This is a genomic window from Streptomyces luomodiensis, assembly GCF_031679605.1.
Classification (GTDB): domain Bacteria; phylum Actinomycetota; class Actinomycetes; order Streptomycetales; family Streptomycetaceae; genus Streptomyces; species Streptomyces luomodiensis.
Map to the genome: position 1 here is coordinate 2,755,329 of NZ_CP117522.1, position 24,925 is coordinate 2,780,253.

The following is a 24,925-nucleotide window of genomic DNA, read 5'->3' on the forward strand; positions in this document are numbered from 1 at the left end:
TCAGTACTCCACGTTCTGGGAGCGGCGCCGGATGACGGTGACCGCGTCCCGCTGGTTGCCGGTGGGGCCGTAGTAGTTGGGGGCGAAGGAGAGCTGGGCGTAGCCGCCGATGAGGTGGGTGGGTTTGATGAGCAGTTTGGTGAGGGCGTTGTGCACTCCGCCGCGGCGGCCGGTGGCCTCGGACTTGGGCACGTTCACCAGCCGTTCCTGCACGTGGTACATGAACACGGTGCCGGTGGGCATGCGGTGGGAGACCACGGCGCGGGCGACCACGACGCCGTTGGCGTTGACGGCCTCGATCCAGTCGTTGTCGGATACGCCGATGGCCTGGGCGTCGGGGACGCTGAGCCAGATGACGGGGCCGCCGCGGGCCAGGGTCTGCATGATCAGGTTTTCCTGGTACTCGGAGTGGATGGACCACTTGGAGTGCGGGGTGATGTAGCGGACGGTGACCGCGCGGCCGGTGTCGCCGTCCGCTCCCGGCGGGGCCTCGCCGAGGGCGGCCAGGTCCAGCGGGGGCCGGTAGACGGGGAGTTGTTCGCCCAGTTCGGCCATCCAGGCGTGGTCGAGGTAGAAGTGCTGGCGGCCGGTGAGGGTGTGCCAGGGTTTGTGGTGCTCGGTGTTGATGGTGAACGGCGCGTACCGGCGGTCGGGGGCCTCCTTGCCGGACCATTCGAAGCTGGCGCCGACCTGGACGGGCCTGGCCTGGGTGTCGGAGAACACCACCCGGCGCTCGGCCACCGAGGCGCCCAGTGCGGTGAGGCCGGAGTCGGGGCCGCAGCGCTCGGCGAGCCGGGCGAACCCTTCGGCGGCGATGCGCCCGTTGGTGGTGCCCGACAGGGCGAGGATGGCCTCGCACAGCTTGGCGTCGGTGTCCAGCAGGGGCCGGCCCGCCGCGGCGCCGCCGGTCGCGGTGCCACAGCGGTCGGCCAGCCAGGCGGCTTCCGGGTCCGGGTGCACGGTGATGCCCTTGACCTGCATGCCCGCCTGCTGGGCGAGCGGGCCGAAGGCGGCGAGCCGGTCGGCGACGGCGGTGTAGTCGCGGGTCACCAGGGTGACGTTCGGCAGGTTGACACCGGGTGCGGCGGGGGTGTGGCCGTCCCGCCAGTCCGGGACGGTCCCGCCGGGCTGGGCGGTTTCCCCGGGGGTGTCGTGCAGGAGGGCGGTGGCGACCAGGTCGTGGGCGGTGTCCAGCCGTCCGGCGGCCAGTTCGCTGAGTTTGCGGGCGAGGCCGTGGAAGATGTCGAAGTCGGTGCGGGCCTGCCAGGGCGGGATGATGGCCGGGGTGAAGGCGTGCACGTAGGGGTGCATGTCGGTGCTGGACAGGTCGTGTTTCTCGTACCAGGTGGCGGCGGGGAGCACGAGGTCGGCGAAGAGGGTGGTGGAGGTCATCCGGAAGTCCAGCGCGAGCAGCAGGTCGAGCTTTCCGCGGGGCGCCTGGTCCTGCCAGGTGAGGTCGGCCGGCCGGCTCTCCGGCGGGGTCTCCTCGGCGGTGGCGTTGTCCTGGGCGCCCAGCAGATGGCGCAGGAAGTACTCGTTGCCCTTGGCGGAGGAGCCGATGAGGTTGGCCCGCCAGACGGTGAGCACGCGGGGCCAGTTCTCCGGCGCGTCCGGGTTCTCGCAGGCGAACTCCAGGTCGCCGGAGGTGAGGTGATCGGCGAGCCACTCCCCCGCCGGGCGTCCGCTCTCCTTCACCCGGCGGCCCAGTTCCAGGGGGTTGGCGGAGAAGGTGGGGTAGGAGGGCATCCAGCCCAGCCGCATGGACTGGGCGACCAGATCGGCGGTGTGGCGGCCGGTGAACAGTCCCCGGCCGGTGGGTGAGGCCAGCGCGTCGGCCCCGTACCGTTCGTAGCGCCACTGGGAGGTGTGCAGGTACCAGTACGGGGTGCCCGCCATCTGCCGGGACGGCCGGGTCCAGTCGGCGGCGGTGGACAGCTGCTGCCAGCCGGTGAAGGGACGCACCTTCTCCTGGCCCACGTAGTGTGCCCAGCCGCCGCCGTTGACGCCCTGGCAGCCGGTGAGCAGCAGCAGGGTGAGGAAGGAGCGGTAGATGGTGTCGGAGTGGAACCAGTGGTTGGTGCCGGCGCCCATCACGATCATGCAGCGGCCGCGGGTCTTCTCCGCGGTGCCCGCGAACTCCCGGGCGGCGCGGATCACGGCGGCGGCCGGGACCGAGGTGATGGCCTCCTGCCAGGCCGGGGTGGGCGCCGCCGAGGCGTCGTCGTAGCCGGTGGGCCACTGTCCGGCCAGGCCGGGGCGGTCGACCCCGTACTGGGCCAGGAGCAGGTCGAAGACGGTGGTGACCAGGCGTCCGCCGATCCGCCGGGCCGGGACGGCGCGCCGGGTGGTGGCGCCGGGTTCGTCGAAGCGGGGCAGTTCGACCTCGACGGCCTGGGCGCCGGTGGTGCCGTGGAGGGTGAGCCGTGGGGTGATGCCGCGCAGGTCCAGGTTCCAGCGGCCTTCGCCGCCGTCGGCCCAGCGGTCGCCGAGGGTGCCGTTCGGGACCGCGGGGCGGTCGGTCCCGGCGTCGTGGAGCACCGGCATCCAGCGGCGGGCCGCCCGGTCCACATGGGCGGCCAGGTCCGGTTCGGTGGCCTCCAGGTCGGCGGCGGTGAGGAACCGGCCGGGGGTGTGGGTTCCGGGCCGCTCCCGCTCCTCCAGCTCGACCAGGAAGGGCAGGTCGGTGAAGCGCCGGGCGTAGTCGGTGAAGTAGGGGACCTCGCGCTGGACGAAGTATTCCTTGAGGATGACGTGTCCCATCGCCATGGCGACCGCCCCGTCGGTCCCGGGGTGGGGGTGCAGCCATTCGTCGGCGAACTTGGTGGCGTCGGCGTAGTCCGGGGAGACCACCACCACTTTCTGTCCCCGGTAGCGGGCCTCGGCCATCCAGTGGGCGTCGGGGGTGCGGGTGACCGGCACGTTCGAGCCCCACAGCATCAGATAGGCCGCGTCCCACCAGTCGCCCGATTCGGGGACGTCGGTCTGGTCGCCGAACACCTGGGGGGAGGCGATCGGCAGGTCCGCGTACCAGTCGTAGAAGGAGATCATCGGGGCGCCGATCAGCGCCATGAAGCGGGCGCCGACGGCGTGGGAGGCCATCGACATGGCCGGGATGGGGGAGAAACCGGCGATCCGGTCCGGGCCGTGGGCGGACAGGGTGTGCACATGGGCGGCGGCCGCGATCTCCAGGGCCTCCTCCCAGCCGATCCGCACCAGCCCGCCCTTGCCGCGGGCCGACTGGTAGCGGCGCCGCTTGACCGGGTCCGAGGTGATCTCGGCCCAGGCGGCCACCGGGTCGCCGAGCCGGTCGCGGGCCTCCCGGTAGAGCTCGACCAGCACCCCGCGGGCGAGGGGGTGGCGCACTCGGGTCGGCGAGTAGGTGTACCAGGAGAAGGAGGCGCCGCGCGGGCAGCCCCGTGGTTCGTACTCGGGGCGGTCGGGGCCGACCGAGGGGTAGTCGGTCTGCTGGGTCTCCCAGGTGATCAGCCCGTCCTTGACGTAGACCTTCCAGGAGCAGGATCCGGTGCAGTTGACGCCGTGGGTGGACCGCACCACCCGGTCGTGCGCCCAGCGTTCGCGGTACGGGGAGTCCTCCACGGTCTGGTCGGTCCGGTAGACGGCCCGCAGATCGGTGCTGGCCGGGAGGCGGCGGAGCGACGTCCCGGCCGCGAGCAGTCTCTCGGTCACCGCCGCGGCGACGGCCCCGGCTCCCCCTGGTGCTGTGCGGTTTCGTGCTGTGCGGCTTCGTGCTGTGCGGCGCGCCACGGTCCAGCTCCTTCGGCTGTGGCTCCGTGCCGAAGGGTCGGCCGGGGCTTCGAATGCGTGCTGCGCGTCAGCATCACTCGGGCATCGGCCGGGCCGTATGAGCCCATTAAGTCATTTAGCAACCCCTAGATCGGTTTTTTCTCGCGGTTTGCCGAGCTTGCGCCGGGCATGTGCGCCCAAGGCGGCGCTGCGGTTAACAGCAGTTGACGGCACATCATTTTTGCCTGATAGGCAAGCGGGGAGACCGCACCGCATCGGTGCCGGGCGTCCGCCGGCCAGGGTTTCACTTCTCTTGACCCGGCTTCTGGCCGGAATTCGCCCCCGTCGGCCGAGGCCGTCGCGCATGGGTCAACCCGGCCGCGACCAGCGCCCACATACCCAGAGCGACCCAGGCGGCGACATGTCCGAGGGCCACCAGGCGGCGGATTCCCTCGGTCTCGCCGAGGGCCGCCGTGGACACGGCGTACATGCCCGTGGGGAACACGATGGTCCAGAAGGCCGGCTCGTACCCCAGGGGCACCCGGTGCACCAGATGCCGCCAGACGCCGGCGGCCAGCAGCGGCGGCAGCAGGCAGGTGGCCCAGCCCCACAGGGCGAGGAGGACGACGCGGAGCACCGGCCCCGGATGCGGGGTACCGAGCCCCTGGTGCGCCAGCCGGGCACCGGCGAGGAGGCTGATCGCGCAGGCCCCCATCGTGATCCAGTAGGGCGGCGCCAGCTCCCGCGGCCGTATCCCGAACCGGGTCAGCCGGCCGGCCACCACCGTGGCCACCGCCGCGTACAGCAGGACTCCGGCCGCCCAGCCGAACGCCTCGGCCGGCCGGGCCCGGCCGGGCGCCAGCGCGGCCACCGCCAGCACGGTGGACTGGAGTCCCACCACGCACAGGAACCAGGTGCCGTCCGCCCGCCGCACCATCCCGCCCGCTCCGAGCCGGTACGCCAGCCGCGCCACGCACCCCAGCAGGACGGCACAGACGGGGACGGCCATCGCCGGCAGGGCCACGGCGGCCGCCCGCCACGGCCCGGACGCCAGCCGGACGGCGAGCACGTCGGAGCCGGCGACGAAGGTGAAGAAGCCGAAGAGCCGTCCGGGATCCCGCAGGTCGGCGGCGACCTCGCCCGGATACCGCGCCACCCGCCACACCAGCCCCGCCAGCAGCCCGCCGTAGACCACCACAGCCACCGCCAGCAGGGCGTCCGACAGCCGTCGGGCGCCGTCCGCCGCGAGTGCCTGGGACACGATTCCGGTCGCCATCACCGGGGCGAAGGCGCTGGGCGGGAGGTTACGCGCGGTAACGCTGGGCATGGTCCGTATCACGCCAGCAGGCTGCCACCGCACCGGCGGCCGGGGGCCGCGGCCGGGAAGACCGGGCCGCGGCGGGGATGTCTTTGGCCACCGGTTGCACAAGAGTCTCACAAGCCCCCTTGGCGGACGCTTTAACCAGCGCAGACCGTTCCCATAGCCGAGGGGCCCGGGGCCGGCCGTGGAAACGGGCCACGATGGCGTGAAGGGCCCCTTCGAACGCCCGTCCGCCCGGCTCAGGGCCGGTTCGGCGGGCAGTTTTCGGCCGCCCGCCCCGCCTCGCCTCGCCGCCCGCCCCGCCTCGCCGCCCGCCCCGCCGGTCCGCCGCACCTGGCCGACCGCCCCGCCTCGCCGGTCCGCCGTGGCTATCCCTCCTGCTTCCGGCGTACGGCCAGGGCGCGCCGTAGATCGTCGAGCTGATCGGCGAGCCGGCGGCGCAGGGCGGGCTGGGCGTCGGGGTTCGCCAGGCACTCCTCGCCCAGCCGCAGGGTTTCGGGGTCCACGGTGCTCGGGAAGCCGAAGCGGGCCATGGTGTCGGCGATGGCGGGGCCGCGGCGGGCGCCCAGCGCGGTGGCGGCCGGGAAGTAGCGCGGCACGTAAGCGGCGAGGACGTCGTGGTGCTCGGGCTGCCAGAAGCCGGTGAGGGTCGCGGTGACCAGGTAGTTGGAGAGCTCGCCCGGCTCGGTGTCCGCGCCCCGGCCGTCCCCGGCGCCGTCCTCCGCGCCGTCCTCCGCGCCGCCGAAGAGGGTCCGCCAGGCGGCCTCCTTGGCGTCGGCGTCGGGCAGCGCGGCCCGGCAGCGGGCCGCGCCCTCCTGGCCGGTGGCGCTGGAGTCGCGGGCGAGTTCGGCGTCGATGTCGGCGGGTCCGACGGCGCCCAGGACGGCGAGCCGGCCGAGGATCTGCCAGCGCAGCTCGGGGTCGAGGGCCGGGCCGCCGGGGACGGTGTCGCCGTCGAGCCAGTCGCTCAGCTCGGCGGGGGCCGTGGCGCTGCCGATGAACGTGCGTACGGCGGCGAGCCGCAGTCCGGGCCCGGAGCCGTCCTCGGTGCGGCGCAGCAGATCGCGGCAGGTGGCGCTGATGGTGGCCAGGGCCGCGGGGCGCTGGTCCGCGGGGAGGTAGCGGTCGGCGATCTGGGTGCGGGCGAAGGCGAGGACGCCCTGGACGATCGCTATGTCGGTCTCGTGCGGCAGATGGGCACGGGCGGCCTCGAGGTACTCGGCGGGCCGGAGGTCGCCGTCGCGCACCATGTCACGGGCGGCGTTCCAGACCACGGCGCGGCTGACGGCGTCGGGCAGGCCGGACAGGGAGCGGACGACGGCCTTCCAGGAGCCGGGGTCGAGCCGGATCTTGGCGTAGGTCAGGTCACCGTCGTTGAGGAGCAGCAGATCGGGGCGGGGCCCGGTGAAGGAGAGGGTGAGACCGGGCTCGACGCCGTCGAGCTCGGCCTCCACGCGTTCGCGCAGCACCAGCTGGTGCGGGGCGGCGGGGGCGTGGTCGTACAGGCCGATGGCGATGCGGTGCGGACGGCTGACCGGACCCGCGCCGGGACCGCTCCCGTCCCGGCCGTCCCCGTGCGGGCCACTGCCCTGGTGGCGGATCTCGGCGCTCCACCGGTCGCCGTTGGCGCTGATGGCGGGGGTGAGGGTGTCGACGCCGGTGGTGCGCAGCCAGCGGTCGGCCCAGGCGTGGACGTCGCGGCCGGAGGAGCGGGCGAGGGAGTCGATGAAGTCGGCGAGGGTGGCGTTGCCGAAGCGGTGCCGGGCGAAGTGGTCGTTGATGCCGTCGAGGAACGTCTTCTCACCGAGCCAGGTGACGAGCTGGCGCAGCGCGGAGGCCCCCTTGGCGTAGGAGATGCCGTCGAAGTTGAGGCGGGCCGCGGCGGTGTCGGGGACCAGCTCGGGCGCGGGGGCGACCGGGTGGGTGGAGGGGCGCTGGTCGGCGTCGTAACCCCAGTTCTTGCGGCGGACGCCGAAGTCGGCCCAGGTGTCGGTGTAGCGGGTGGTCTCGGTGAGGATCTGGTAGCCCATGTACTCGGCGAAGGACTCGTTCAGCCAGATGTCGTCCCACCACTTCATGGTGACGAGGTCGCCGAACCACATATGGGCCATCTCGTGGGCGATGACCATGGCGCGGGTCTGGCGCTCGGCGTCGGTGACGGCGGAACGGAAGACGAATTCGTCCCGGAAGGTGACCAGGCCGGGGTTCTCCATGGCGCCGGAGTTGAATTCGGGGACGAACGCCTGGTCGTAGGAGTCGAAGGGGTAGGGCTCCTGGAAGATCTCGTGGTACCGGTCGAAGCAGCGCCGGGTGATCTCGAACAGCTCGTCGGCGTCGGCTTCGAGGTAGGGGGCGAGCGAGCGGCGGACATGCAGCCCGAAGGGCAGTCCGGCGTGCTCGGTGCGCACCGAGTGGTACGGGCCGGCGGCCAGCGCCATCAGATAGGTGCTGATGGGCGGCGTCGGCGCGAGCTGCCAGCGGCCCTCCTCGGGGGCGCCGACGCGGGTGGCGACGCCGTTGCCGAGGACGGTCCACTGCGGCGGGGCGGTGACCCGGACGTCGAAGACGGCCTTGAGGTCGGGCTGGTCGAACGCGGCGAAGACGTCGTTCGCGTCGGCCATGCAGCACATGGTGTAGAGGTAGGTCTCGCCGTCGGCGGGGTCGGTGAAGCGGTGCATGCCCTCGCCGGTGTGGGAGTAGCGCATGTCCGCCTCGACCCGCAGCTCGTGCTCGCCCTCGGTGAGCGCGGTGAGCGGAAGCCGTCCGTCGGCGAGCGCCTCGGCGGCACCGGTGAGGTCAAGCTCGCGACCGTCGAGCACGGCCCGGTGGAGTGCGGCCGGCTGTAGCTCGACGAAGGTGTCCGCGCCCGCCTCGCGCGCACTGAAGCGAATGGTGGTGGTGGAGCCGAAGAGCTCCTCCCCGCGGGTGAGGTCGAGTTCGATGGTGTAGCGGTGGACCTCGATGAGGCGGGCTCGGATCTGCGCTTCGTCGCGCGTCAGTACGGACATGGAGACATGCTGCCCTACGTGCGGCGGGCCGCACACGGGTGGGAAGTGGTTGCCCGGCGCGGCCGGGCCCCGGACGCACTACCGGAGTGCGCCCCGGGGGTGCCCAGCCGGGGGCACGCCGACCATTGACCACGGCCGCATGGGGCCCGGCGCCGTACTGCCGCCGTCACGGATGCGGCCGCGTGAACGGACCTACAGCCGCGGCCGGGCGGGCGGGGAGCAGCCGCTGCCGCGCAGTGGCCCAGGCCGGCGTGGTCGCTCCGCGTCGGCGCCGAGCAACGTGACGTCACTGCGAGCCGGGGTCAGGAGCGGGCGATGGTCTCGTGGTGCCGGATGACCTCGGCGATGATGAAGTTGAGCAGCTTCTCGGCGAAGCCGGGGTCGAGCTTGGCGCTCTCGGCGAGCTGGCGCAGCCGGGTGATCTGGCGGGCCTCACGGGCCGGGTCGGCCGGGGGGAGCCGGTGGGCGGCCTTGAGGTGGCCGACCTGCTGGGTGCATTTGAAGCGCTCGGCGAGCATGTGGACCACGGCCGCGTCGATGTTGTCGATGCTCTCGCGCAGCCGGGTCAGCTCGTCGAAGACGGCCGGGTCGATGCTCTCGGTGTCCCCCGGCGTCACCGGCTGGTCGGCGGTGCGGTCGCTCGTGCTGTGCGTCATGCCTCCAGAGCCTACTTTTCCCGGGGCCGGCTCGGCTTCGGGTCCGGAGTGCGGACGGAGCGCGGACCGCCCCGACCCCTGTGGGGGGTTCGGATCGGCCCTGCGGGGGGCCGGAACGGGGGCGGGGCGGTCGCGGGGAGGGCCGCTCCCGGTACGGCGCCTCACCATGGAGGAGGGGCCTGAGCGGGGAGAGGTTCCCTTTCGGACCCGGCTTTCCCGCCGCCGCTTCCGGACGGAGCCACTCCGGGTGAGCCCGGCCGCTCCGGACGGGGCCACGCCCCGGCCGGGCTCGCGGCAGCCCGCGCGGCCGGGATACGGGACGTGCCGCGCCGGGCCCGAGCCACTCCGGACGGGATCGTCCCGAACGGCGCCACCCCGGCCCCGAGCCACTCCGGACGGAGCCACTCCGGGTGAGCCCGGCCGCTCCGGACGGGGCCACGCCCCGGCCGGGCTCGCGGCAGCCCGCGCGGCCGGGATACGGGACGTGCCGCGCCGGGCCCGAGCCACTCCGGACGGGATCGTCCCGAACGGGGCCACTCCGGCCCCGAGCCACTCCGGACGGAGTCGCGACCGGACGGAGTCGTGCTGGGCCCGAGCCGCTCTGGGCGGAGTCGCGGCCGGACGAAGTCGTGCCGGGCCCGAGCCACTCCGGACGGAGCCACGCCCCGGCCAGGCTCGCGGCAAGCCGCGCGGCCGGGATACGGAACCCTGCCGCGCGCCGGCCCCGAGCCACTCCGGACGGAGTCGCGGCCGGACGGCCAGCCGTGCCGGACCCGAGCCACTCCGGGCAGAGCCACGCCCCGGCCAGGCTCGCGGCAGCCCGCGCGGCCGGGATACGGAACCCTGCCGCGCGCCGGCCCCGAGCCACTCCGGACGGAGTCGCGGCCGGACGGCCAGCCGTGCCGGACCCGAGCCACTCCGGGCAGAGCCACGCCCCGGCCAGGCTCGCGGCAGCCCGCGCGGCCGGGATACGGAACCCTGCCGCGCGCCGGCCCCGAGCCACTCCGGACGGAGTCGCGGCCGGACGGCCAGCCGTGCCGGACCCGAGCCACTCCGGGCAGAGCCACGCCCCGGCCAGGCTCGCGGCAGCCCGCGCGGCCGGGAAGCGGAACCTGCCACGCCGGGCCCGAGCCGCTCCGGACTAGGGTTCCGGCATGATCGCGACGCTTCAGTGCACCGTCATCGACTGTCCCGACCCCGCCGCACTGGCCGCCTTCTACGGGCGGATCCTGGGCTGGCGGGTGGACGACAGCGATCCGGAGTGGGCGACCCTGACGGCCGAGGACGGCCGGCGGCTGGCCTTTCAGCTCGCGCCGGACCATCAGCCGCCGCGCTGGCCGGACCCGGCCCGTCCGCAGCAGATCCATCTGGACTTCGATGTGGAAACGCGCGCGGACGCGGAGCGGGCGCAGCGGGACCTGATCGGGCTCGGGGCGACGTTTCTGCACGACAGCGGTGGGGAGCGCAGCGGCTTCCGGGTCTTCAGCGATCCGGCGGGGCATCCGTTCTGCATCTGCTACGGACAAACCGGATAGATCTAACAGACCCGATAGGGCAGGCAGAGCCGGCCGGGGCCGCCCGAAGGCCGGGTCCCGGTCGGCTCTGCCCCCGCGCTGCGGCGGGGCCGCTGACGGGTCAGCCGTCGAGCTGGGTCGCGGCCGCCTTGATGTCCTCGGCGAAGGTACTCACCTCGGTGTAGACGCCGGGCTTGCCGGGCCGTGCGCAGCCCTCGCCCCAGCTGACGATGCCGACCTGGATCCACTGGCCGCTGTCGTCCTTGCGGAACATCGGGCCGCCGGAGTCGCCCTGGCAGGTGTCCACGCCGCCCTCGTCCACCTTCCCGGCGCAGAGCTCCTCGTCGGCGACGAGCTCGTCGTACGCGGCCTTGCAGGTGGCGTCGTCGACGAACGGCACGGTGGCCTTGAGCAGGTAGCGCTGCTGGTCGCCGCCCTCGGCGTCGGCGCCCCAGCCGGCGATGGTGAAGTCGCCCTCGTTGTAATCCGTGGTGTCGGCGATCTTCAGGGTGGGCTGGTCGATCGGCTCGGCGAGCTTGATGAGCGCCCAGTCCTTGCCGGTGCCGTTGTAGCCGGGGGCCTGGAGGACCTCGGTGGACTTGACCTCGATGGCGTCCGGGTCCTGGAGGTCGACGACGCCCGCGGTGGCGGTGATGGAGGTGTCGGCGCCGCTGCCGTCCACACAGTGGGCGGCGGTGAGCACGATGTCCTGGGTGTAGAGCGCGCCGCCACAGCCCATGGACAGCCGGACCATGAAGGGGAATTCGCCCTGGGCGGCGCGGGTGCCGCCGACGACGGAGGGGCTGGGCTCAGGGCCGGTGGGGGCGGCACTGGCACTGCCGGGGGTGAGGCTGAAGGCGGCGAGGGCGACCGCGCCGAGGGCCGAGGCTCTCTTGATGTGCTTCCAAGGGTTCCGCAACGGACTTTCCTTTCGTGGGGGGTTGCGCGCTATGTCAGGCACATGCCAACTCAAAAATCCGGAATCCGCTCCGAAATCCCGTGGCCGAGCCGGTAAAGCGCCCTGTGATTATCCGGAGCCGATGATCCGGATGACAAGGGTTGGTTTCCGGCCAGCGCGGCCTCCCCACCGCCGCGGCGAACGGCCGTAAGGTTGACGCCGGACAGGGCGCGCGGACGACGGCACGGGGGTGACGGCGTGGCGGCACCGGGCAGCGACATCGAGCACGGCTATCCCCACCTGGACACCATCCGGGCCGCGATCACCGCGCTCTACCACCGGCTGTCCCGCGACACCGTGGACACCTTCGGGCTCAGCGTGCTCCCCGGCGATGTGGCCTTCTCCGACCAGGACGACCTCTACCTGGGCGTGCAGCGGGTCGCCCGGGTCATGGTGCAGCATCTGCGGCTGCCCGAGGCCCGGATGATCGTGAGCTTCCGGGAGATGCGGCATGCGGGGAATGTGGACCTCGCCGCGGGCCCGGAGTACTTCATCGAGCTCAACTCCCGCTTCAAGACGCACCGCAGGGACATCGGCGCGGCCCTCGCCCATGAGGTCACGCATGTGTATCTGCACCGGCTGGATCTGTCGTTCCCCGGCACCCGCGACAACGAAATCCTCACCGACACCACCGCCGCCTATCTGGGCACGGGCTGGCTGCTGCTCGACGCCTACCGCCAGGACTCGCTCACCAGCCAGAAGCTGGGCTATCTGACGCCGGAGGAGTTCGGCTATGTGCTGGCCAAGCGGGCGCTGCTGTTCGCCGAGGACCCGTCCCCCTGGTTCACCTCTCCCCAGGCGTACGAGGCGTACGCCAAGGGGCTGGAGCTGGCCCGCCGCGACCAGGCCCAGCCGCCGCTGGCCGCCGCCGGCTGGACCGGCCGCCGCCGCTACGCCAAGGACCGCCGGTCGGCCCGGTCCGACCATCCCTCCCCCACCACCGGAGGCGACTACGCCTTCGACGGCGGCCCTCCGCTGAGCGTCTCCTTCCCCTGCCCGACCTGCCGTCAGCGCATCCGGGTCCCGGTGCGCGGCCGGCTGCGGGCCCGCTGCGGGCTGTGCCGGACGGTGCTGGAATGCGACACCTGACGCGCCCTGACGCAGGTACCACCTGACGCGGCACGACCTCACGCGGCAGGACCTGACCCGGCATGACCTGACGCGGCACGGCCTCACGCCGTACGACCTCACGCGGCAGGACCTGACACGGCACGACCTGACGCGATGCCACCTCACCCCGTACCACCTCACGCCGGCCACTTACGCGGGACGGCACCCGACGCCGGACCGGCCGGTCGTCGTGCGCGCTTCGAGCGTGCTCGACGTCGTACGCTCGCCTGCATGAGTCCCACCATCGCCACCAACACCCGTGTCGGCCTCGACGAGCTGCTGGAGTTCGTACGCCCGCGCCACCGTGCGCTGCTGATGACCCGCCGGGCCGACGGCTCGCCCCAGGCGTCCCCGCTGACCTGCGGAGTCGACGACTCCGGCCGTATCGTCGTGTCCACCTACCCCGAGCGCGCCAAGGTGCGCAACGCCAAGCGCGACCCGGCCGTGAGCGTCGTCGTGCTGTCCGACGAGTGGAACGGCCCCTGGGTGCAGATCGACGGCACCGCCGAGGTGATCGATCCCCCGGAGTCCGTGGAGCCGCTGGTCGAGTACTACCGCAACATCGCGGGCGAGCACCCGGACTGGGACGAGTACCGCGAGGCCATGCGCAAGCAGGGCAAGTCGCTGATCCGTATCACCCCCGAACGCTGGGGTCCGGTCGCCACCGGCGGCTTCCCGGCCCGGCTGGTGGAGAGCGGGTCCTGAGGCCTCGGCACCGCCCCGCGCGCCCGTGAACGCCATACGGCGCCCGCCCCCGGGGAATGGGGGAAGGCGCCGTACGGCCGGTCCGTACGCCGTTGTACGGACGTCAGATCCGGGACCTCCGGGAGAGCCCGGAGGGTCACCCGCGGTGAAGCGCGGTCAGACCGCGAGGGCCCGGTCGGTGGGGCGGATCGGGGCGGGCAGCTCGCTGGCCCCGGTCAGGTAGCGGTCCACCCCGCGCGCCGCGGAGCGGCCCTCGGCGATGGCCCAGACGATCAGCGACTGGCCGCGGCCCGCGTCACCGGCCACGAAGACACCGGGCACGTTGGTGGCGAAGTCGGCGTCGCGCGCGATGTTGCCGCGCTGGTCCAGCTCCAGACCGAACTGCTCGACCAGGCCGTTCTTCTGGTCGGTGCCGGTGAAGCCCATGGCGAGGGTGACCAGCTGGGCCGGGATCTTCCGCTCGGTGCCCGGCTTCTGCTCCAGCTTGCCGTCCTTGAACTCCACCTCGATCAGGTGCAGCCACTGGACGTTGCCGTCCTCGTCGCCCTCGAAGTGGGTGGTGGAGACGGAGTAGAGCCGCTCGCCGCCCTCCTCGTGGGCCGAGGTGACCTTGTAGAGCATCGGGAAGGTCGGCCAGGGCTGGTTGGCGTTCCGCTCGTCGCCGGGCTTCGGCATGATCTCCAGCTGGGTGACGGAGGCGGCACCCTGCCGGTGGGCGGTGCCGACGCAGTCCGCGCCGGTATCACCGCCGCCGATGACCACGACGTGCTTGCCCTCGGCGGTGATCGGGGACGTGGTGAGGTCGCCCTCCTGCACCTTGTTGGCCAGCGGCAGGTACTCCATCGCGAAGTGGATGCCGTTCAGCTCCCGGCCCGGCACGGGCAGGTCGCGCGAGGTGGTGGCGCCGGCCGCGATGACCACGGCGTCGTACCGCTTGCGGAGCTTGGCGGCGTCGATGTCGCGGCCGATCTCCGTCTCGGTGCGGAACTTGGTGCCCTCCGCGCGCATCTGCTCGATACGCCGGTTGATGTGCCGCTTCTCCATCTTGAACTCGGGGATGCCGTAGCGCAGCAGCCCGCCGATGCGGTCGGCCCGCTCGTAGACGGCGACCGTGTGGCCGGCCCGGGTCAGCTGCTGGGCGGCGGCCAGGCCGGCCGGTCCCGAGCCGATGACGGCGACGGTCTTGCCGCTGAGCCGCTCCGGCGGCTGCGGGGTGACATCGCCGGCGTCCCACGCCTTGTCGATGATGGTGACCTCGACGTTCTTGATGGTCACCGGCGGCTGGTTGATGCCGAGCACACAGGCCGACTCGCACGGGGCCGGGCACAGCCGCCCGGTGAACTCCGGGAAGTTGTTGGTCGCGTGCAGCCGCTCGCTGGCCTCGCGCCAGTCCTCCCGGTAGGCGTAGTCGTTCCACTCGGGGATGAGGTTCCCCAGCGGACAGCCGTTGTGACAGAACGGGATGCCACAGTCCATGCACCGGCCGGCCTGCTTGCTGATGATCGGCAGCAGCGAACCGGGGACGTAGACCTCGTTCCAGTCCTTGACGCGCTCGCCCACCGGACGGGTCTTGGCGACCTCGCGGTCAGTGGACAGGAAGCCCTTGGGGTCAGCCATTGATCGCCGCCTCCATCATCTTCTCGTGGGTCTCGGACTCGGAGAGCCCGGCACGCTCGGCGGCTTCCTTGGCGGCGAGCACGGCCTGGTACGTAGCAGGGATGATCTTGCTGAAGCGCGGGAGGGCGGCCTCCCAGTCGTCGAGCAGCGCACCCGCGACGGTGGAGCCGGTCTCCTCGTGGTGGCGGCGCACCGCGTCGTGCAGCCACCGCTTGTCGGCGTCGTCCAGCCCACCGACGGCATCCCGGAGGTCGCCGTTGACGTTGTCCCGGTCGAGGTCGATCACGTACGCGACACCGCCGGACATACCCGCCGCGAAGTTCCGGCCGGTGGGTCCGAGGACGACGGCGTGGCCGCCGGTCATGTACTCACAGCCGTGGTCGCCCACGCCCTCGGAGACGACCGTGGCGCCGGAGTTGCGGACGCAGAACCGCTCGCCGACCCGGCCGCGCAGGTACATCTCACCGCCGGTCGCACCGTACGCGAGGGTGTTGCCCGCGATGGTCGAGTACTCGGCGAGGTGGTCCGCGCTCCGGTCCGGGCGGACCACGATCCGGCCACCGGAGAGGCCCTTGCCCACGTAGTCATTGGCGTCGCCCTCGAGCCGCAGCGTGACACCGCGGGGCACGAACGCGCCGAAGGACTGGCCGGCCGAACCGGTGAAGGTGATGTCGATGGTGTCGTCGGGCAGGCCCGCGCCGCCGAACTTCCGGGTCACCTCATGGCCGAGCATGGTGCCCACGGTCCGGTTGATGTTGCGGATCGCGACCTGGGCGCGGACCGGCTGGGCGGTCTCGGCGCTGTCGGCGTTCAGCGCGTCGGCCGCCAGCTTGATCAGCTGGTTGTCCAGCGCCTTGGCCAGGCCGTGGTCCTGCTCGACCGCCTGGTGGCGGACGGCGCCCTCGGGCAGCTCGGGCACGTACAGCAGCGGGGCGAGGTCCAGTCCTTGCGCCTTCCAGTGCTGTACGGCGCGGGTGGTGTCCAGCAGCTCGGCGTGGCCGATGGCCTCGTCCAGCGTGCGGAAGCCCAGCTCGGCGAGGAGCTCGCGGACCTCCTCGGCGATGAACTCGAAGAAGTTCACCACGAACTCGGCCTTGCCGCTGTAGCGCTCGCGCAGCACCGGGTTCTGGGTGGCGATGCCGACCGGGCAGGTGTCCAGGTGGCAGACGCGCATCATCACACAGCCGGAGACGACCAGCGGCGCGGTGGCGAAGCCGAACTCCTCGGCACCGAGCAGGGCGGCGATGACCACGTCACGGCCGGTCTTCAGCTGGCCGTCGGTCTGCACCACGATACGGTCACGCAACCCGTTGAGCAGCAGCGTCTGCTGGGTCTCGGCGAGGCCGAGCTCCCAGGGGCCGCCCGCGTGCTTGAGCGAGGTGAGCGGCGAGGCGCCGGTGCCGCCGTCGTGGCCGGAGATCAGCACCACATCGGCGTGCGCCTTGGAGACACCCGCGGCCACGGTGCCGACGCCGACCTCGGAGACCAGCTTGACGTGGATGCGCGCCTGCGGGTTGGCGTTCTTCAGGTCGTGGATCAGCTGGGCCAGATCCTCGATCGAGTAGATGTCGTGGTGCGGCGGCGGGGAGATCAGGCCGACGCCCGGGGTGGAGTGCCGGGTCTTGGCGACCCACGGGTAGACCTTGTGGCCGGGCAGCTGACCGCCCTCACCGGGCTTGGCGCCCTGGGCCATCTTGATCTGGATGTCGTCGGAGTTGACCAGGTACTCGCTGGTCACACCGAAGCGGCCGGAGGCCACCTGCTTGATCGACGACCGCCGGGCGGGGTCGTGCAGCCGGTCGGAGTCCTCGCCGCCCTCACCGGTGTTGGACTTGCCGCCCAGCTGGTTCATGGCGATGGCGAGGGTCTCGTGCGCCTCCTGGGAGATGGAGCCGTAACTCATGGCGCCGGTGGAGAACCGCTTGACGATCTCGCTGACCGGCTCGACCTCGTCGATCGGGATCGAGGGGCGCTCGTTCTTGAAGGAGAACAGGCCGCGCAGCGTCATCAGCCGCTCGGACTGCTCGTTCACCCGGCCGGTGTACTTCTTGAAGATGTCGTAGCGACGCGACCGGGTGGAGTGCTGGAGCCGGAAGACCGTCTCGGGGTCGAAGAGGTGCGGCTCGCCCTCACGGCGCCACTGGTACTCGCCGCCGATCTCCAGCGCCCGGTGGGCGGAGGGGACGCCGGAGGCGGGGTACGCCTTGGCGTGGCGGGCGGCGACCTCCTTGGCGACGACGTCCAGGCCCGCGCCGCCGATCTTGGTGGCGGTGCCGTGGAAGTAGGTGTCCACGAAGGACTCGTCCAGACCGACGGCCTCGAAGACCTGCGCGCCCCGGTAGGAGGCCACGGTCGAGATGCCCATCTTGGACATGACCTTCAGGACGCCCTTGCCGAGCGCCTTGATCAGGTTCTTGATCGCGACCTCGGCCTCGACCCCGGGCAGGAAGGTGCCCGCCCGGACCAGGTCCTCGACCGACTCCATGGCCAGGTACGGGTTGACGGCCGCGGCCCCGTAGCCGATCAGCAGCGCGACATGGTGCACCTCGCGGACGTCGCCCGCCTCGACCAGCAGCCCCACCTGGGTGCGCTGCTTGGTGCGGATCAGGTGGTGGTGGACCGCGGAGGTGAGCAGCAGCGAGGGGATCGGGGCGTGCTCGGCGTCCGAGTGGCGGTCGGAGAGCACGATCAGCCGGGCGCCGTCCTCGATGGCGGCGTCGGCCTCGGCGCAGATCTCGTCCAGCCGGGCGGCGAGCGCCTGACCGCCGCCGCCGACCCGGTACAGGCCCGAGAGGGTCGCCGCCTTGAGGCCGGGCATGTCGCCGTCGGCGTTGATGTGGATGAGCTTGGCCAGCTCATCGTTGTCGATCACCGGGAAGGGCAGGGTAACGCTGCGACAGGAGGCCGCGGTCGGCTCCAGCAGATTGCCCTGCGGGCCCAGCGAGGAGATCAGCGAGGTGACCAGCTCCTCGCGGATCGCGTCCAGCGGCGGGTTGGTGACCTGCGCGAACAGCTGGGTGAAGTAGTCGAACAGCAGCCGCGGCCGCTCGGAAAGGGCGGCGATCGGCGAGTCGGTGCCCATCGAGCCGATCGGCTCGGCGCCGGTCTTGGCCATCGGCGCGAGCAGGACGCGCAGCTCCTCCTCGGTGTAGCCGAAGGTCTGCTGGCGGCGGGTGACCGAGGCGTGGGTGTGCACGATGTGCTCGCGCTCGGGCAGGTCGGCCAGGCCGATCAGACCGGCCTCGAGCCACTCGCCGTACGGCTGCTCGGCGGCCAGCTGGGCCTTGATCTCGTCGTCCTCGATGATGCGGTGCTCGACGGTGTCGACCAGGAACATCCGGCCCGGCTGGAGCCGGCCCTTGCGGACCACCTTGGCCGGGTCGATGTCCAGGACGCCGACCTCGGAGGAGAGCACGACCAGACCGTCGTCGGTGACCCAGTAGCGGCCGGGGCGCAGACCGTTGCGGTCCAGCACGGCGCCGACCTGGGTGCCGTCGGTGAAGGTGACACAGGCCGGGCCGTCCCAGGGCTCCATCATCGTGGAGTGGTACTGGTAGAAGGCGCGCCGGGCCGGGTCCATGGAGGGGTGGTTCTCCCACGCCTCGGGGACCATCATCAGCACCGAGTGCGGCAGCGAGCGGCCGCCGAGGTGGAGCAGCTCCAGGACCTCGTCGAAGGTCGCCGAGTCGGAGGCGTCCGGGGTGCAGATGGGGAAGACCCGCTCCAGCGCCTTGTCCCCGAACAGGTCGCTGACCAGCTGGGACTCCCGGGCACGCATCCAGTTGCGGTTGCCCTGGACGGTGTTGATCTCACCGTTGTGGGCGACGAAGCGGTACGGGTGGGCCAGCGGCCAGCTCGGGAAGGTGTTGGTGGAGAACCGGGAGTGGACCAGCGCGATGGCCGTGGCGAAGCGGCGGTCGGAGAGGTCCGGGAAGAACGGCTCCAGCTGTCCGGTGGTCAGCATGCCCTTGTAGACCAGGGTGCGGGAGGACAGCGAGGGGAAGTAGACCCCCGCCTCGCGCTCGGCACGCTTGCGCAGCATGAACGCCTTGCGGTCCAGGGCCACGCCGGTGCTGGTGCCGTCGGCCACGAAGAGCTGACGGAAGACGGGCATGGTGGCACGGGCCCCGTTGCCCAGCAGCTCGGGGGCGACGGGCACCTCGCGCCAGCCGAGGACGGTGAGCCCCTCGTCGGCGGCGAGCCGCTCGATCTGCTCCACGGCGGCCGCGCCCTCGGTCTCCCCCTCGGGGAGGAACGCGATGCCCACCGCGTAGGCACCGGCCTCGGGCAGCTCGAAGCCGGTCACACTGGCCCGCAGGAAGGCGTCCGGGACCTGGACGAGGATGCCCGCACCATCGCCGGAGTCGGGCTCGGAACCGGTGGCGCCGCGGTGCTCGAGGTTCCTCAGCACGGTGAGAGCCTGCTCCACGAGCTCATGGCTGGCCTCGCCGGTGAGGGTCGCCACGAAGCCGACGCCACAGGCGTCGTGCTCATTGCGCGGGTCGTACATCCCCTGTCGGGCGGGGTGGGATGCAGAACGCATCGGCTCTCCCGTCGTCGTCATGGCATTGTGCGTGTGCCGAGGGACGACGTTGGCCCTCCGCGAAATTTCATGCAGGTTACATGATGAGCAGCTTCTCGGAAACCGGAAGTTCCGTTTCATCATGCGGACACCCCGGAGCGGGGTGACGTCAGGCGATGCAGGCGATACGGGCAAGAACGGACCGAGCGACCGACGTCGCCAAGGCGCTGATCGGGCGACACTGCCCAAGCGCTTCGGGCTTATGCCCGCCTGTAAAAGGATCGAAACCGTCGAGTAACGGCGTAATTATGCGGCTCGCCGTATGGTATGTCATCCTACGGCCGTTCCGAAGAAAGTGCCCAGGGCGTAGGTCACACCCGCCGCCGCACCGCCCAGCGCCAGCTGCCGCAGCCCGCTGTACCACCAGGAGCGGGCGGTCACCCGCGCCACCACCGCACCGCAGCCGAACAGCCCGATCAGCGCCAGCAGCACGGCCGGCCACAGCGCCGTGGCGCCCAGCAGATACGGCAGCACCGGCAGCAGCGCGCCCAGCGCGAAGCAGCCGAACGAGGACACCGCCGCGACCAGCGGCGACGGAAGGTCGTCCGGGTCCACGCCCAGCTCCTCGCGGGCGTGTATCTCCAGCGCCTGCTCGGGGTCCCGGGACAGCTGCTCGGCCACCTCCCGGGCCAGGGCCGGCTCCACACCGCGCGACTCGTAGAGCGCCGCCAGCTCCTCCAGCTCGTCCACCGGGTGCTTGCGCAGCTCGCGCCGCTCCACCTCCAGCTCGGCCTGGACCAGATCGCGCTGGGAGGCGACGGAGGTGTACTCACCGGCGGCCATGGAGAAGGCGCCGGCCGCCAGTCCCGCCAGACCGGTGATCACGATGGTCTGCCGGTCCACGGCACCGCCGGCCACACCGGTCATCAGCGCGAGGTTGGAGACCAGTCCGTCCATGGCACCGAAGACGGCCGGACGCAGCCAGCCGCCGTTCACATCACGGTGGGTGTGGTTGTCGCGGTGGGCGATATGCGGGGACTCGGCGCTGTCGATGACGGACATATGAAGATGTGCTCCCTTCGCGAAGGGTGTGGCGATGCTGCGCTCACTCCAACGGTTCGAAGGTACGCACGGATTCCCCTGCTCCGCCAGCAAGGAAGGCCGAACTTACCTCGCTGACCTGCGGAAACGTAAAGAGGCCGCCGAACCCCGAGGGGGTCGGCGGCCTGTTGGGCGCACGGTGGCGCGGGTCAGGGTTTCTGGGAGGGCTCCGCCTCGGCGGCCACCGCACCGGTCGTGTCCGCGGCCGGCTTGTCCGTGGTCGTGTCCGCGTCGGTCGCGTCCGGCTTGGTCGCGTCCGCGGCGGCCTCGTCGACAGCGGCCTTGTCCGCCGCCGCCGTGTCCGTCGCCGTGTCCGCCGCCTTGTCCGCGCCCGGCCCGTCCGTGTCGCCGCTCTTCTCGGTCGCGTCCCCGACCGCCGCGGGCTCCACGACCGCCTCCCGGCCGGGGGCCTTCTTCGCGGAGATCACCATGTAGGCCACCGCGCCCAGGAAGACCACGATGGACGTCCAGTCGTTGAGCCGCAGCCCCAGCACATGGTGGGCGTCGTCCACCCGCAGGTACTCGATCCAGAAGCGGCCCACGGTGTAGGCCGCGACATAGAGGGCGAACGCCCGGCCATGTCCCAGCGTGAAGCGACGGTCCGCCCAGATCACCAGCAGGGCCACCCCGACGCACCACAGCGACTCGTACAGGAAGGTCGGGTGGTACGTGCCGGCCACCCGGCCCGCGTCGGCGTCGCCGTCGATCTTCAGCGCCCACGGCAGCGTGGTCGCCTTGCCGTACAGCTCCTGGTTGAACCAGTTGCCCCAGCGCCCGATCGCCTGGGCGAAGGCGATCCCGGGGGCGATGGCGTCCGCGTACGCCGGGAGCGGGATGCCCCGGCGGCGGCAGCCGATCCAGGCGCCCAGCGCACCCAGCGCCACGGCCCCCCAGATCCCGAGGCCGCCCTGCCAGATCTTGAAGGCGTCCACCCAGTCACGGCCGTCGGTGAAGTACAGCTCGTAATCGGTGATGACGTGGTAGAGGCGCCCTCCGACCAGGCCGAAGGGCACGGCCCAGACGGCGATGTCGGCGACGGTGCCGACCTGGCCGCCCCGGGCGACCCAGCGCCGCCCGCCGAGCCAGACCGCGACGAAGACGCCGATGATGATGCAGAACGCATAGCCGCGCAGCGGGACCGGACCGAGATAGATCACGCCGGACGACGGGCTGGGAATGTAAGCGAGGAGGTCCATGGCAGGACCGACGCTACCGTGCCGGGCGGGAGATGCGGCAACCCACCCGGCACAACGGCTGCATAACGAGGGTCAGTCGCGGGTCGCCGCGAGGACCATGCGCTTGAGCTTCTTGGGGCTCAGCGGCTTGTCGGGGTCGCCGTACACGGACTTCCCGTCCAGCAGCACCGTCGGGGTGGAGGCGTAGCCGGAGTGGGTGAAGACGTCGTTGGACTTCCGTACCCAGGTGTCGTGCCGGCCGTCCTCGACGCACTTCCGGAAGGCGGGGGTGACCAGCCCGGGGACCGTGCCGGCCAGCTTGATCAGCCTGCTGTTGTGGGCGTAGGCGTCCCGGGTCTCCTCGGGCTGATGGCGGTAGAGCACATCGTGGTACGCCCGGAACGTGTCGGGGTCCCGGTCCTGGGCGCAGGCCGCCGCGTTCGCCGCGCGGAGCGAACCGGTGCCGCCGAGGTTTCCGTCGATGATCGTCACCAGGTGGTACTCGACCCTGAGCCGGCCGTCGTCCTGGAGCTCGTGGACGGTCTTACGGAAGACGTCCTCGAACTGCTTGCACCCGGGGCAGCGGAAGTCCTCGAACACCGTCAGGGTCGCCGGGGCGCCCTTCCCCGATCCCTTGCTCGATTCCCCCGGCTCGCCCGGCTCCCCCTTCTTCCCCGAGGGGATCACCAGACGTCCCTTGCCGACCGCTCCGCGCGGCGGCACCACGGCGCTGCCCGACTTGCCCGAGTCGTCCTCGGTTCTGGACGCGAACACGCCCACCCCCGCGGCCACGGCGAAGACGGCCACCACCGCCCCCAGGACCCCCAGCGTCCGCTTCCGCTTCGCGCGCGCCCGCTCCCGTTCACGCTGTTCCCGCAGGCGCTCACGAGCGCCGCGCTTTCCCTCACCACGGTTTCTCTGGCTCACGCCCTCGCCTAACGAGGCGGAGGAGCACCGCTGAGCTCCTCCGCCTCGTTGTTCCCTCCAACGAGTGACCCTCCAACGGCCGACCAGCGGCCGATCGGCGGTCGATCGGCGTCGGCTAGTGGCCGGCGCGGACGCCCTCCGCCAGGTCACCCGCGAGCTCGCGCAGCCCCGCCAGACCGGCCTCGGTGTCGCCGTCGGCGTCCAGCAGCCGCTTGACGAAGGCCGAGCCCACGATGACGCCGTCGGCGAACCCCGCGACCTCCGCCGCCTGCGTGGCATTGGAGACGCCGAGCCCCACGCACACCGGAAGCGAGGTGGTGCCACGGGTGCGCTCCACCAGCGCGCGCGCCTCCTGTCCCACCGATTCCCTCGTTCCGGTGACGCCCATCAGGGACGCCGCGTAGACGAAACCGCTGCCCGCCGCCGTGATCTTCGCCAGCCGCTCGTCACGGCTGCTGGGCGCGACCACGAACACGGTCGCCAGACCGTGCTGCTCGGCGGCCTTCCGCCAGATCTCCGACTCCTCGACCGGCAGATCGGGCAGGATGCAGCCCGCGCCGCCCACCTCGGCGAGATCGGCGGCGAACCGCTCGACGCCGTACCGGTCCACGGGGTTCCAGTACGTCATGCACAGGATCGGCGCGCCCGTCCGGGCGTGCACCTCCCCCACCGTGCGGATCACATCGCGGATCTTGACCCCGCCGCGCAGCGCGATGTCGTCGGCGGTCTGGATCACCGGTCCGTCCAGCACCGGGTCGCTGTGCGGCAGGCCGACCTCGACGATGTCGCAGCCGCCCTCGATCATGGCGGTCATCGCGTCCACCCCGCCGTCGACGGAGGGGAAACCGGCGGGCAGATAGCCGACGAGCGCGGCGCGCCCCTCGCCCTTGGCCTTCGCCAGGACCGATCCCAGCAGCTCCAGATTCCCGGCCATCACTTCGCCCCCTGGTCGTTCCGCTGCTCGTTCCGCTGCTCGTCCCGGTCGTACAGCCCGAAGTACCGGGCCGCCGTGTCCATGTCCTTGTCGCCGCGCCCGGAGAGGTTGACCAGCACCATGCCGTCGCTCCCCAGCTCACGGCCGAGGTCCAGGGCGCCCGCCAGCGCGTGGGCGCTCTCGATCGCCGGGATGATGCCCTCGGTCCGCGACAGCAGCCGCAGCGCCCGCATCGCCTCGTCGTCGGTGACCGCCCGGTACTCGGCGCGGCCGGTGTCCTTCAGGTACGCGTGCTCCGGTCCGACGCCGGGGTAGTCCAGTCCGGCCGAGATCGAGTACGGCTCGGTGATCTGGCCGTCCTCGTCCTGGAGCACATACGACCGGGAGCCGTGCAGGATGCCGGGCTCGCCCTGGCTCAGCGTGGCCGCGTGCTCCCCGGTGGCCACCCCGTGCCCGGCGGGCTCGAAGCCGACGATCCGCACGCTCTCGTCCGGCAGGAAGGCGTGGAACAGCCCGATCGCGTTGGACCCGCCGCCCACGCAGGCCGCGACCGCGTCCGGCAGCCGCCCGGTCCGCTCCAGGATCTGCCGCCGGGCCTCCACGCCGATCACCCGGTGGAAGTCGCGCACCAGGGCCGGGAAGGGGTGGGGTCCGGCCACGGTGCCGAAGAGATAGTGGGTGCGGTCCACATTGGCGACCCAGTCCCGGAACGCCTCGTTGATGGCGTCCTTCAGGGTGCGGCTGCCGGACTTCACGGCGATGACCTCGGCGCCCAGCATCCGCATCCGCGCCACGTTGAGCGCCTGCCGCTGGGTGTCCACCTCGCCCATGTAGATGGTGCACTCGAGCCCGAACAGCGCACACGCGGTGGCCGTGGCCACGCCGTGCTGACCGGCGCCGGTCTCGGCGATGACGCGGGTCTTGCCCATGCGCTTGGTGAGCAGGGCCTGGCCCAGTACGTTGTTGATCTTGTGGGAGCCGGTGTGGTTGAGGTCCTCCCGCTTGAGGAAGACCCGGGCACCCCCGGCGTGCTCGGCGAACCGCGGCACCTCGGTCAGCGCGCTGGGCCGGCCGGTGTAGTTGACCATCAGGTCCTCGAGCTCGGCCGCGAAGGCGGGGTCCGCCTTGGCCTTCTCGTACTCGGCGGCGACCTCGTCGACCGCGGCGACGAGCGCCTCGGGGATGAACTTGCCGCCGAAGGCGCCGAAATACCCCTCGGCGCTGGGCACCTGACCCTCCGGGTCCGGGATGAAGAAATCAGAGGACATGCGATGTACTCCTCGTTCGGGGCATCGCCCCGCAACAGGTGTGATGGGTGTGGGGAACCGTGTCCGAGCGGGCCGACGGGGCACGTCGCTGTCGAGACGTCGATACGCGATAGGGCGATAGACCGATACGGCGATACATCGACAAACGACACCTCCCGGCGGTGGCCGGGGGCTGTCAAACCCCTAAAAGGCCCTGCTCAGCGCGTTGCCGCCCGGCGCCATCGACGCCCGTTGATCTGCCCCGGCTCGCATCCGATGTGATAGCGCACGCGCCGCCCCCGCACCCGCCGCGCGGGCGCACGGCAGCCCCGGGGCCGACAGCCCCGGGCCAGGCGCGCGTACGTCTCCATGGTCCGCCGTTCCCG

At 72.0% G+C, this 24,925-nt stretch carries 16 protein-coding genes; 3 read left to right on the plus strand and 13 right to left on the minus strand.

From position 1 onward, the window contains the following. The 4 genes from PS467_RS11830 to PS467_RS11845 all read right to left on the minus strand — a co-directional run bounded on the left by PS467_RS11830 (position 1) and on the right by PS467_RS11845 (position 8,729). Positions 1–3,687 carry a nitrate reductase subunit alpha gene (locus tag PS467_RS11830; RefSeq protein ID WP_311035235.1) on the minus strand — a complete coding sequence of 1,229 codons (3,687 nt, stop codon included), beginning with the start codon at positions 3,685–3,687 and terminating at the stop codon, positions 1–3. Positions 3,688–4,048: 361 nt separating this feature from the next. Continuing rightward, positions 4,049–5,071 carry a tellurite resistance/C4-dicarboxylate transporter family protein gene (locus tag PS467_RS11835; RefSeq protein ID WP_311035236.1) on the minus strand — a complete coding sequence of 341 codons (1,023 nt, stop codon included), beginning with the start codon at positions 5,069–5,071 and terminating at the stop codon, positions 4,049–4,051. Between the two features lie 362 nt (positions 5,072–5,433). Continuing rightward, positions 5,434–8,073, minus strand: coding sequence for an aminopeptidase N (gene pepN / locus PS467_RS11840; RefSeq protein WP_311035237.1), 2,640 nt, complete (start codon positions 8,071–8,073; stop codon positions 5,434–5,436). Positions 8,074–8,375: 302 nt separating this feature from the next. Next, positions 8,376–8,729, minus strand: coding sequence for a chorismate mutase (locus PS467_RS11845; protein ID WP_268971409.1), 354 nt, complete (start codon positions 8,727–8,729; stop codon positions 8,376–8,378). A gap of 1,154 nt (positions 8,730–9,883) precedes the next feature. Here PS467_RS11845 and PS467_RS11850 point away from each other — a divergent pair. Next, the gene (locus PS467_RS11850; RefSeq protein ID WP_311035238.1) at positions 9,884–10,264 is read left to right on the plus strand and encodes a VOC family protein; all 381 of its coding nucleotides are present in this window, start codon (positions 9,884–9,886) and stop codon (positions 10,262–10,264) included. A 100-nt stretch (positions 10,265–10,364) separates the two neighbouring features. Here the strand turns inward: PS467_RS11850 and PS467_RS11855 are convergent, their stop codons facing one another. Then, positions 10,365–11,162 carry a S1 family peptidase gene (locus PS467_RS11855; protein WP_311035239.1) on the minus strand — a complete coding sequence of 266 codons (798 nt, stop codon included), beginning with the start codon at positions 11,160–11,162 and terminating at the stop codon, positions 10,365–10,367. Between the two features lie 237 nt (positions 11,163–11,399). Between PS467_RS11855 and PS467_RS11860 the strand changes: the two genes are divergently transcribed. Then, positions 11,400–12,290 carry a hypothetical protein gene (locus PS467_RS11860; RefSeq protein WP_311035240.1) on the plus strand — a complete coding sequence of 297 codons (891 nt, stop codon included), beginning with the start codon at positions 11,400–11,402 and terminating at the stop codon, positions 12,288–12,290. A gap of 252 nt (positions 12,291–12,542) precedes the next feature. Then, complete coding sequence (locus PS467_RS11865; RefSeq protein WP_311035241.1) at positions 12,543–13,016, plus strand: PPOX class F420-dependent oxidoreductase; 474 nt, start codon at positions 12,543–12,545, stop codon at positions 13,014–13,016. Positions 13,017–13,172: 156 nt separating this feature from the next. Here the strand turns inward: PS467_RS11865 and PS467_RS11870 are convergent, their stop codons facing one another. The 8 genes from PS467_RS11870 to trpM form a co-directional block, all read right to left on the minus strand. Continuing rightward, a complete protein-coding gene (locus PS467_RS11870; RefSeq protein WP_268971414.1) occupies positions 13,173–14,633 on the minus strand; it encodes a glutamate synthase subunit beta in 1,461 nt (486 codons plus the stop codon). Beyond that, positions 14,626–19,176 carry a glutamate synthase large subunit gene (gltB, locus tag PS467_RS11875; protein ID WP_311035242.1) on the minus strand — a complete coding sequence of 1,517 codons (4,551 nt, stop codon included), beginning with the start codon at positions 19,174–19,176 and terminating at the stop codon, positions 14,626–14,628. The genes PS467_RS11870 and gltB overlap by 8 nt, the downstream gene beginning before the upstream one ends. Positions 19,177–19,485: 309 nt before the next feature. Further along, complete coding sequence (locus PS467_RS11880; protein ID WP_311035243.1) at positions 19,486–20,217, minus strand: VIT1/CCC1 transporter family protein; 732 nt, start codon at positions 20,215–20,217, stop codon at positions 19,486–19,488. Between the two features lie 188 nt (positions 20,218–20,405). Continuing rightward, on the minus strand, positions 20,406–21,452 hold the full coding sequence (gene lgt / locus PS467_RS11885) for a prolipoprotein diacylglyceryl transferase (RefSeq protein ID WP_311035244.1): 1,047 nt from the start codon (positions 21,450–21,452) through the stop codon (positions 20,406–20,408). 72 nt (positions 21,453–21,524) lie between these two features. Beyond that, the gene (locus PS467_RS11890; RefSeq protein ID WP_311035245.1) at positions 21,525–22,358 is read right to left on the minus strand and encodes a DsbA family protein; all 834 of its coding nucleotides are present in this window, start codon (positions 22,356–22,358) and stop codon (positions 21,525–21,527) included. Between the two features lie 115 nt (positions 22,359–22,473). Continuing rightward, the gene (gene trpA, locus PS467_RS11895; protein ID WP_311035246.1) at positions 22,474–23,292 is read right to left on the minus strand and encodes a tryptophan synthase subunit alpha; all 819 of its coding nucleotides are present in this window, start codon (positions 23,290–23,292) and stop codon (positions 22,474–22,476) included. Then, entirely contained in the window at positions 23,292–24,560 is a 1,269-nt protein-coding gene (trpB, locus tag PS467_RS11900) for a tryptophan synthase subunit beta (RefSeq protein WP_311035247.1), read from the minus strand. Before trpB ends, trpA begins: the two co-directional genes overlap by 1 nt. 197 nt (positions 24,561–24,757) lie before the next feature. Then, positions 24,758–24,910, minus strand: a complete 153-nt coding sequence (trpM, locus tag PS467_RS42105; RefSeq protein WP_432280573.1) for a tryptophan biosynthesis modulator TrpM — start codon at positions 24,908–24,910, stop codon at positions 24,758–24,760. Between the last annotated feature and the right edge of the window lie 15 nt (positions 24,911–24,925).

Excerpts from the sequence above, each read along its gene's own strand:
- trpB (WP_311035247.1), bottom strand. The coding sequence starts at position 24,560 with ATGTCCTCTGATTTCTTCATCCCGGACCCGGAGGGTCAGGTGCCCAGC.
- PS467_RS11870 (WP_268971414.1), bottom strand. The coding sequence starts at position 14,633 with ATGGCTGACCCCAAGGGCTTCCTGTCCACTGACCGCGAGGTCGCCAAG.
- PS467_RS11835 (WP_311035236.1), bottom strand. The coding sequence starts at position 5,071 with ATGCCCAGCGTTACCGCGCGTAACCTCCCGCCCAGCGCCTTCGCCCCG.
- PS467_RS11845 (WP_268971409.1), bottom strand. The coding sequence starts at position 8,729 with ATGACGCACAGCACGAGCGACCGCACCGCCGACCAGCCGGTGACGCCG.
- lgt (WP_311035244.1), bottom strand. The coding sequence starts at position 21,452 with ATGGACCTCCTCGCTTACATTCCCAGCCCGTCGTCCGGCGTGATCTAT.
- pepN (WP_311035237.1), bottom strand. The coding sequence starts at position 8,073 with ATGTCCGTACTGACGCGCGACGAAGCGCAGATCCGAGCCCGCCTCATC.
- trpA (WP_311035246.1), bottom strand. The coding sequence starts at position 23,292 with ATGGCCGGGAATCTGGAGCTGCTGGGATCGGTCCTGGCGAAGGCCAAG.
- trpM (WP_432280573.1), bottom strand. The coding sequence starts at position 24,910 with ATGGAGACGTACGCGCGCCTGGCCCGGGGCTGTCGGCCCCGGGGCTGC.
- gltB (WP_311035242.1), bottom strand. The coding sequence starts at position 19,176 with ATGCGTTCTGCATCCCACCCCGCCCGACAGGGGATGTACGACCCGCGC.
- PS467_RS11880 (WP_311035243.1), bottom strand. The coding sequence starts at position 20,217 with ATGTCCGTCATCGACAGCGCCGAGTCCCCGCATATCGCCCACCGCGAC.
- PS467_RS11850 (WP_311035238.1), top strand. The coding sequence starts at position 9,884 with ATGATCGCGACGCTTCAGTGCACCGTCATCGACTGTCCCGACCCCGCC.
- PS467_RS11865 (WP_311035241.1), top strand. The coding sequence starts at position 12,543 with ATGAGTCCCACCATCGCCACCAACACCCGTGTCGGCCTCGACGAGCTG.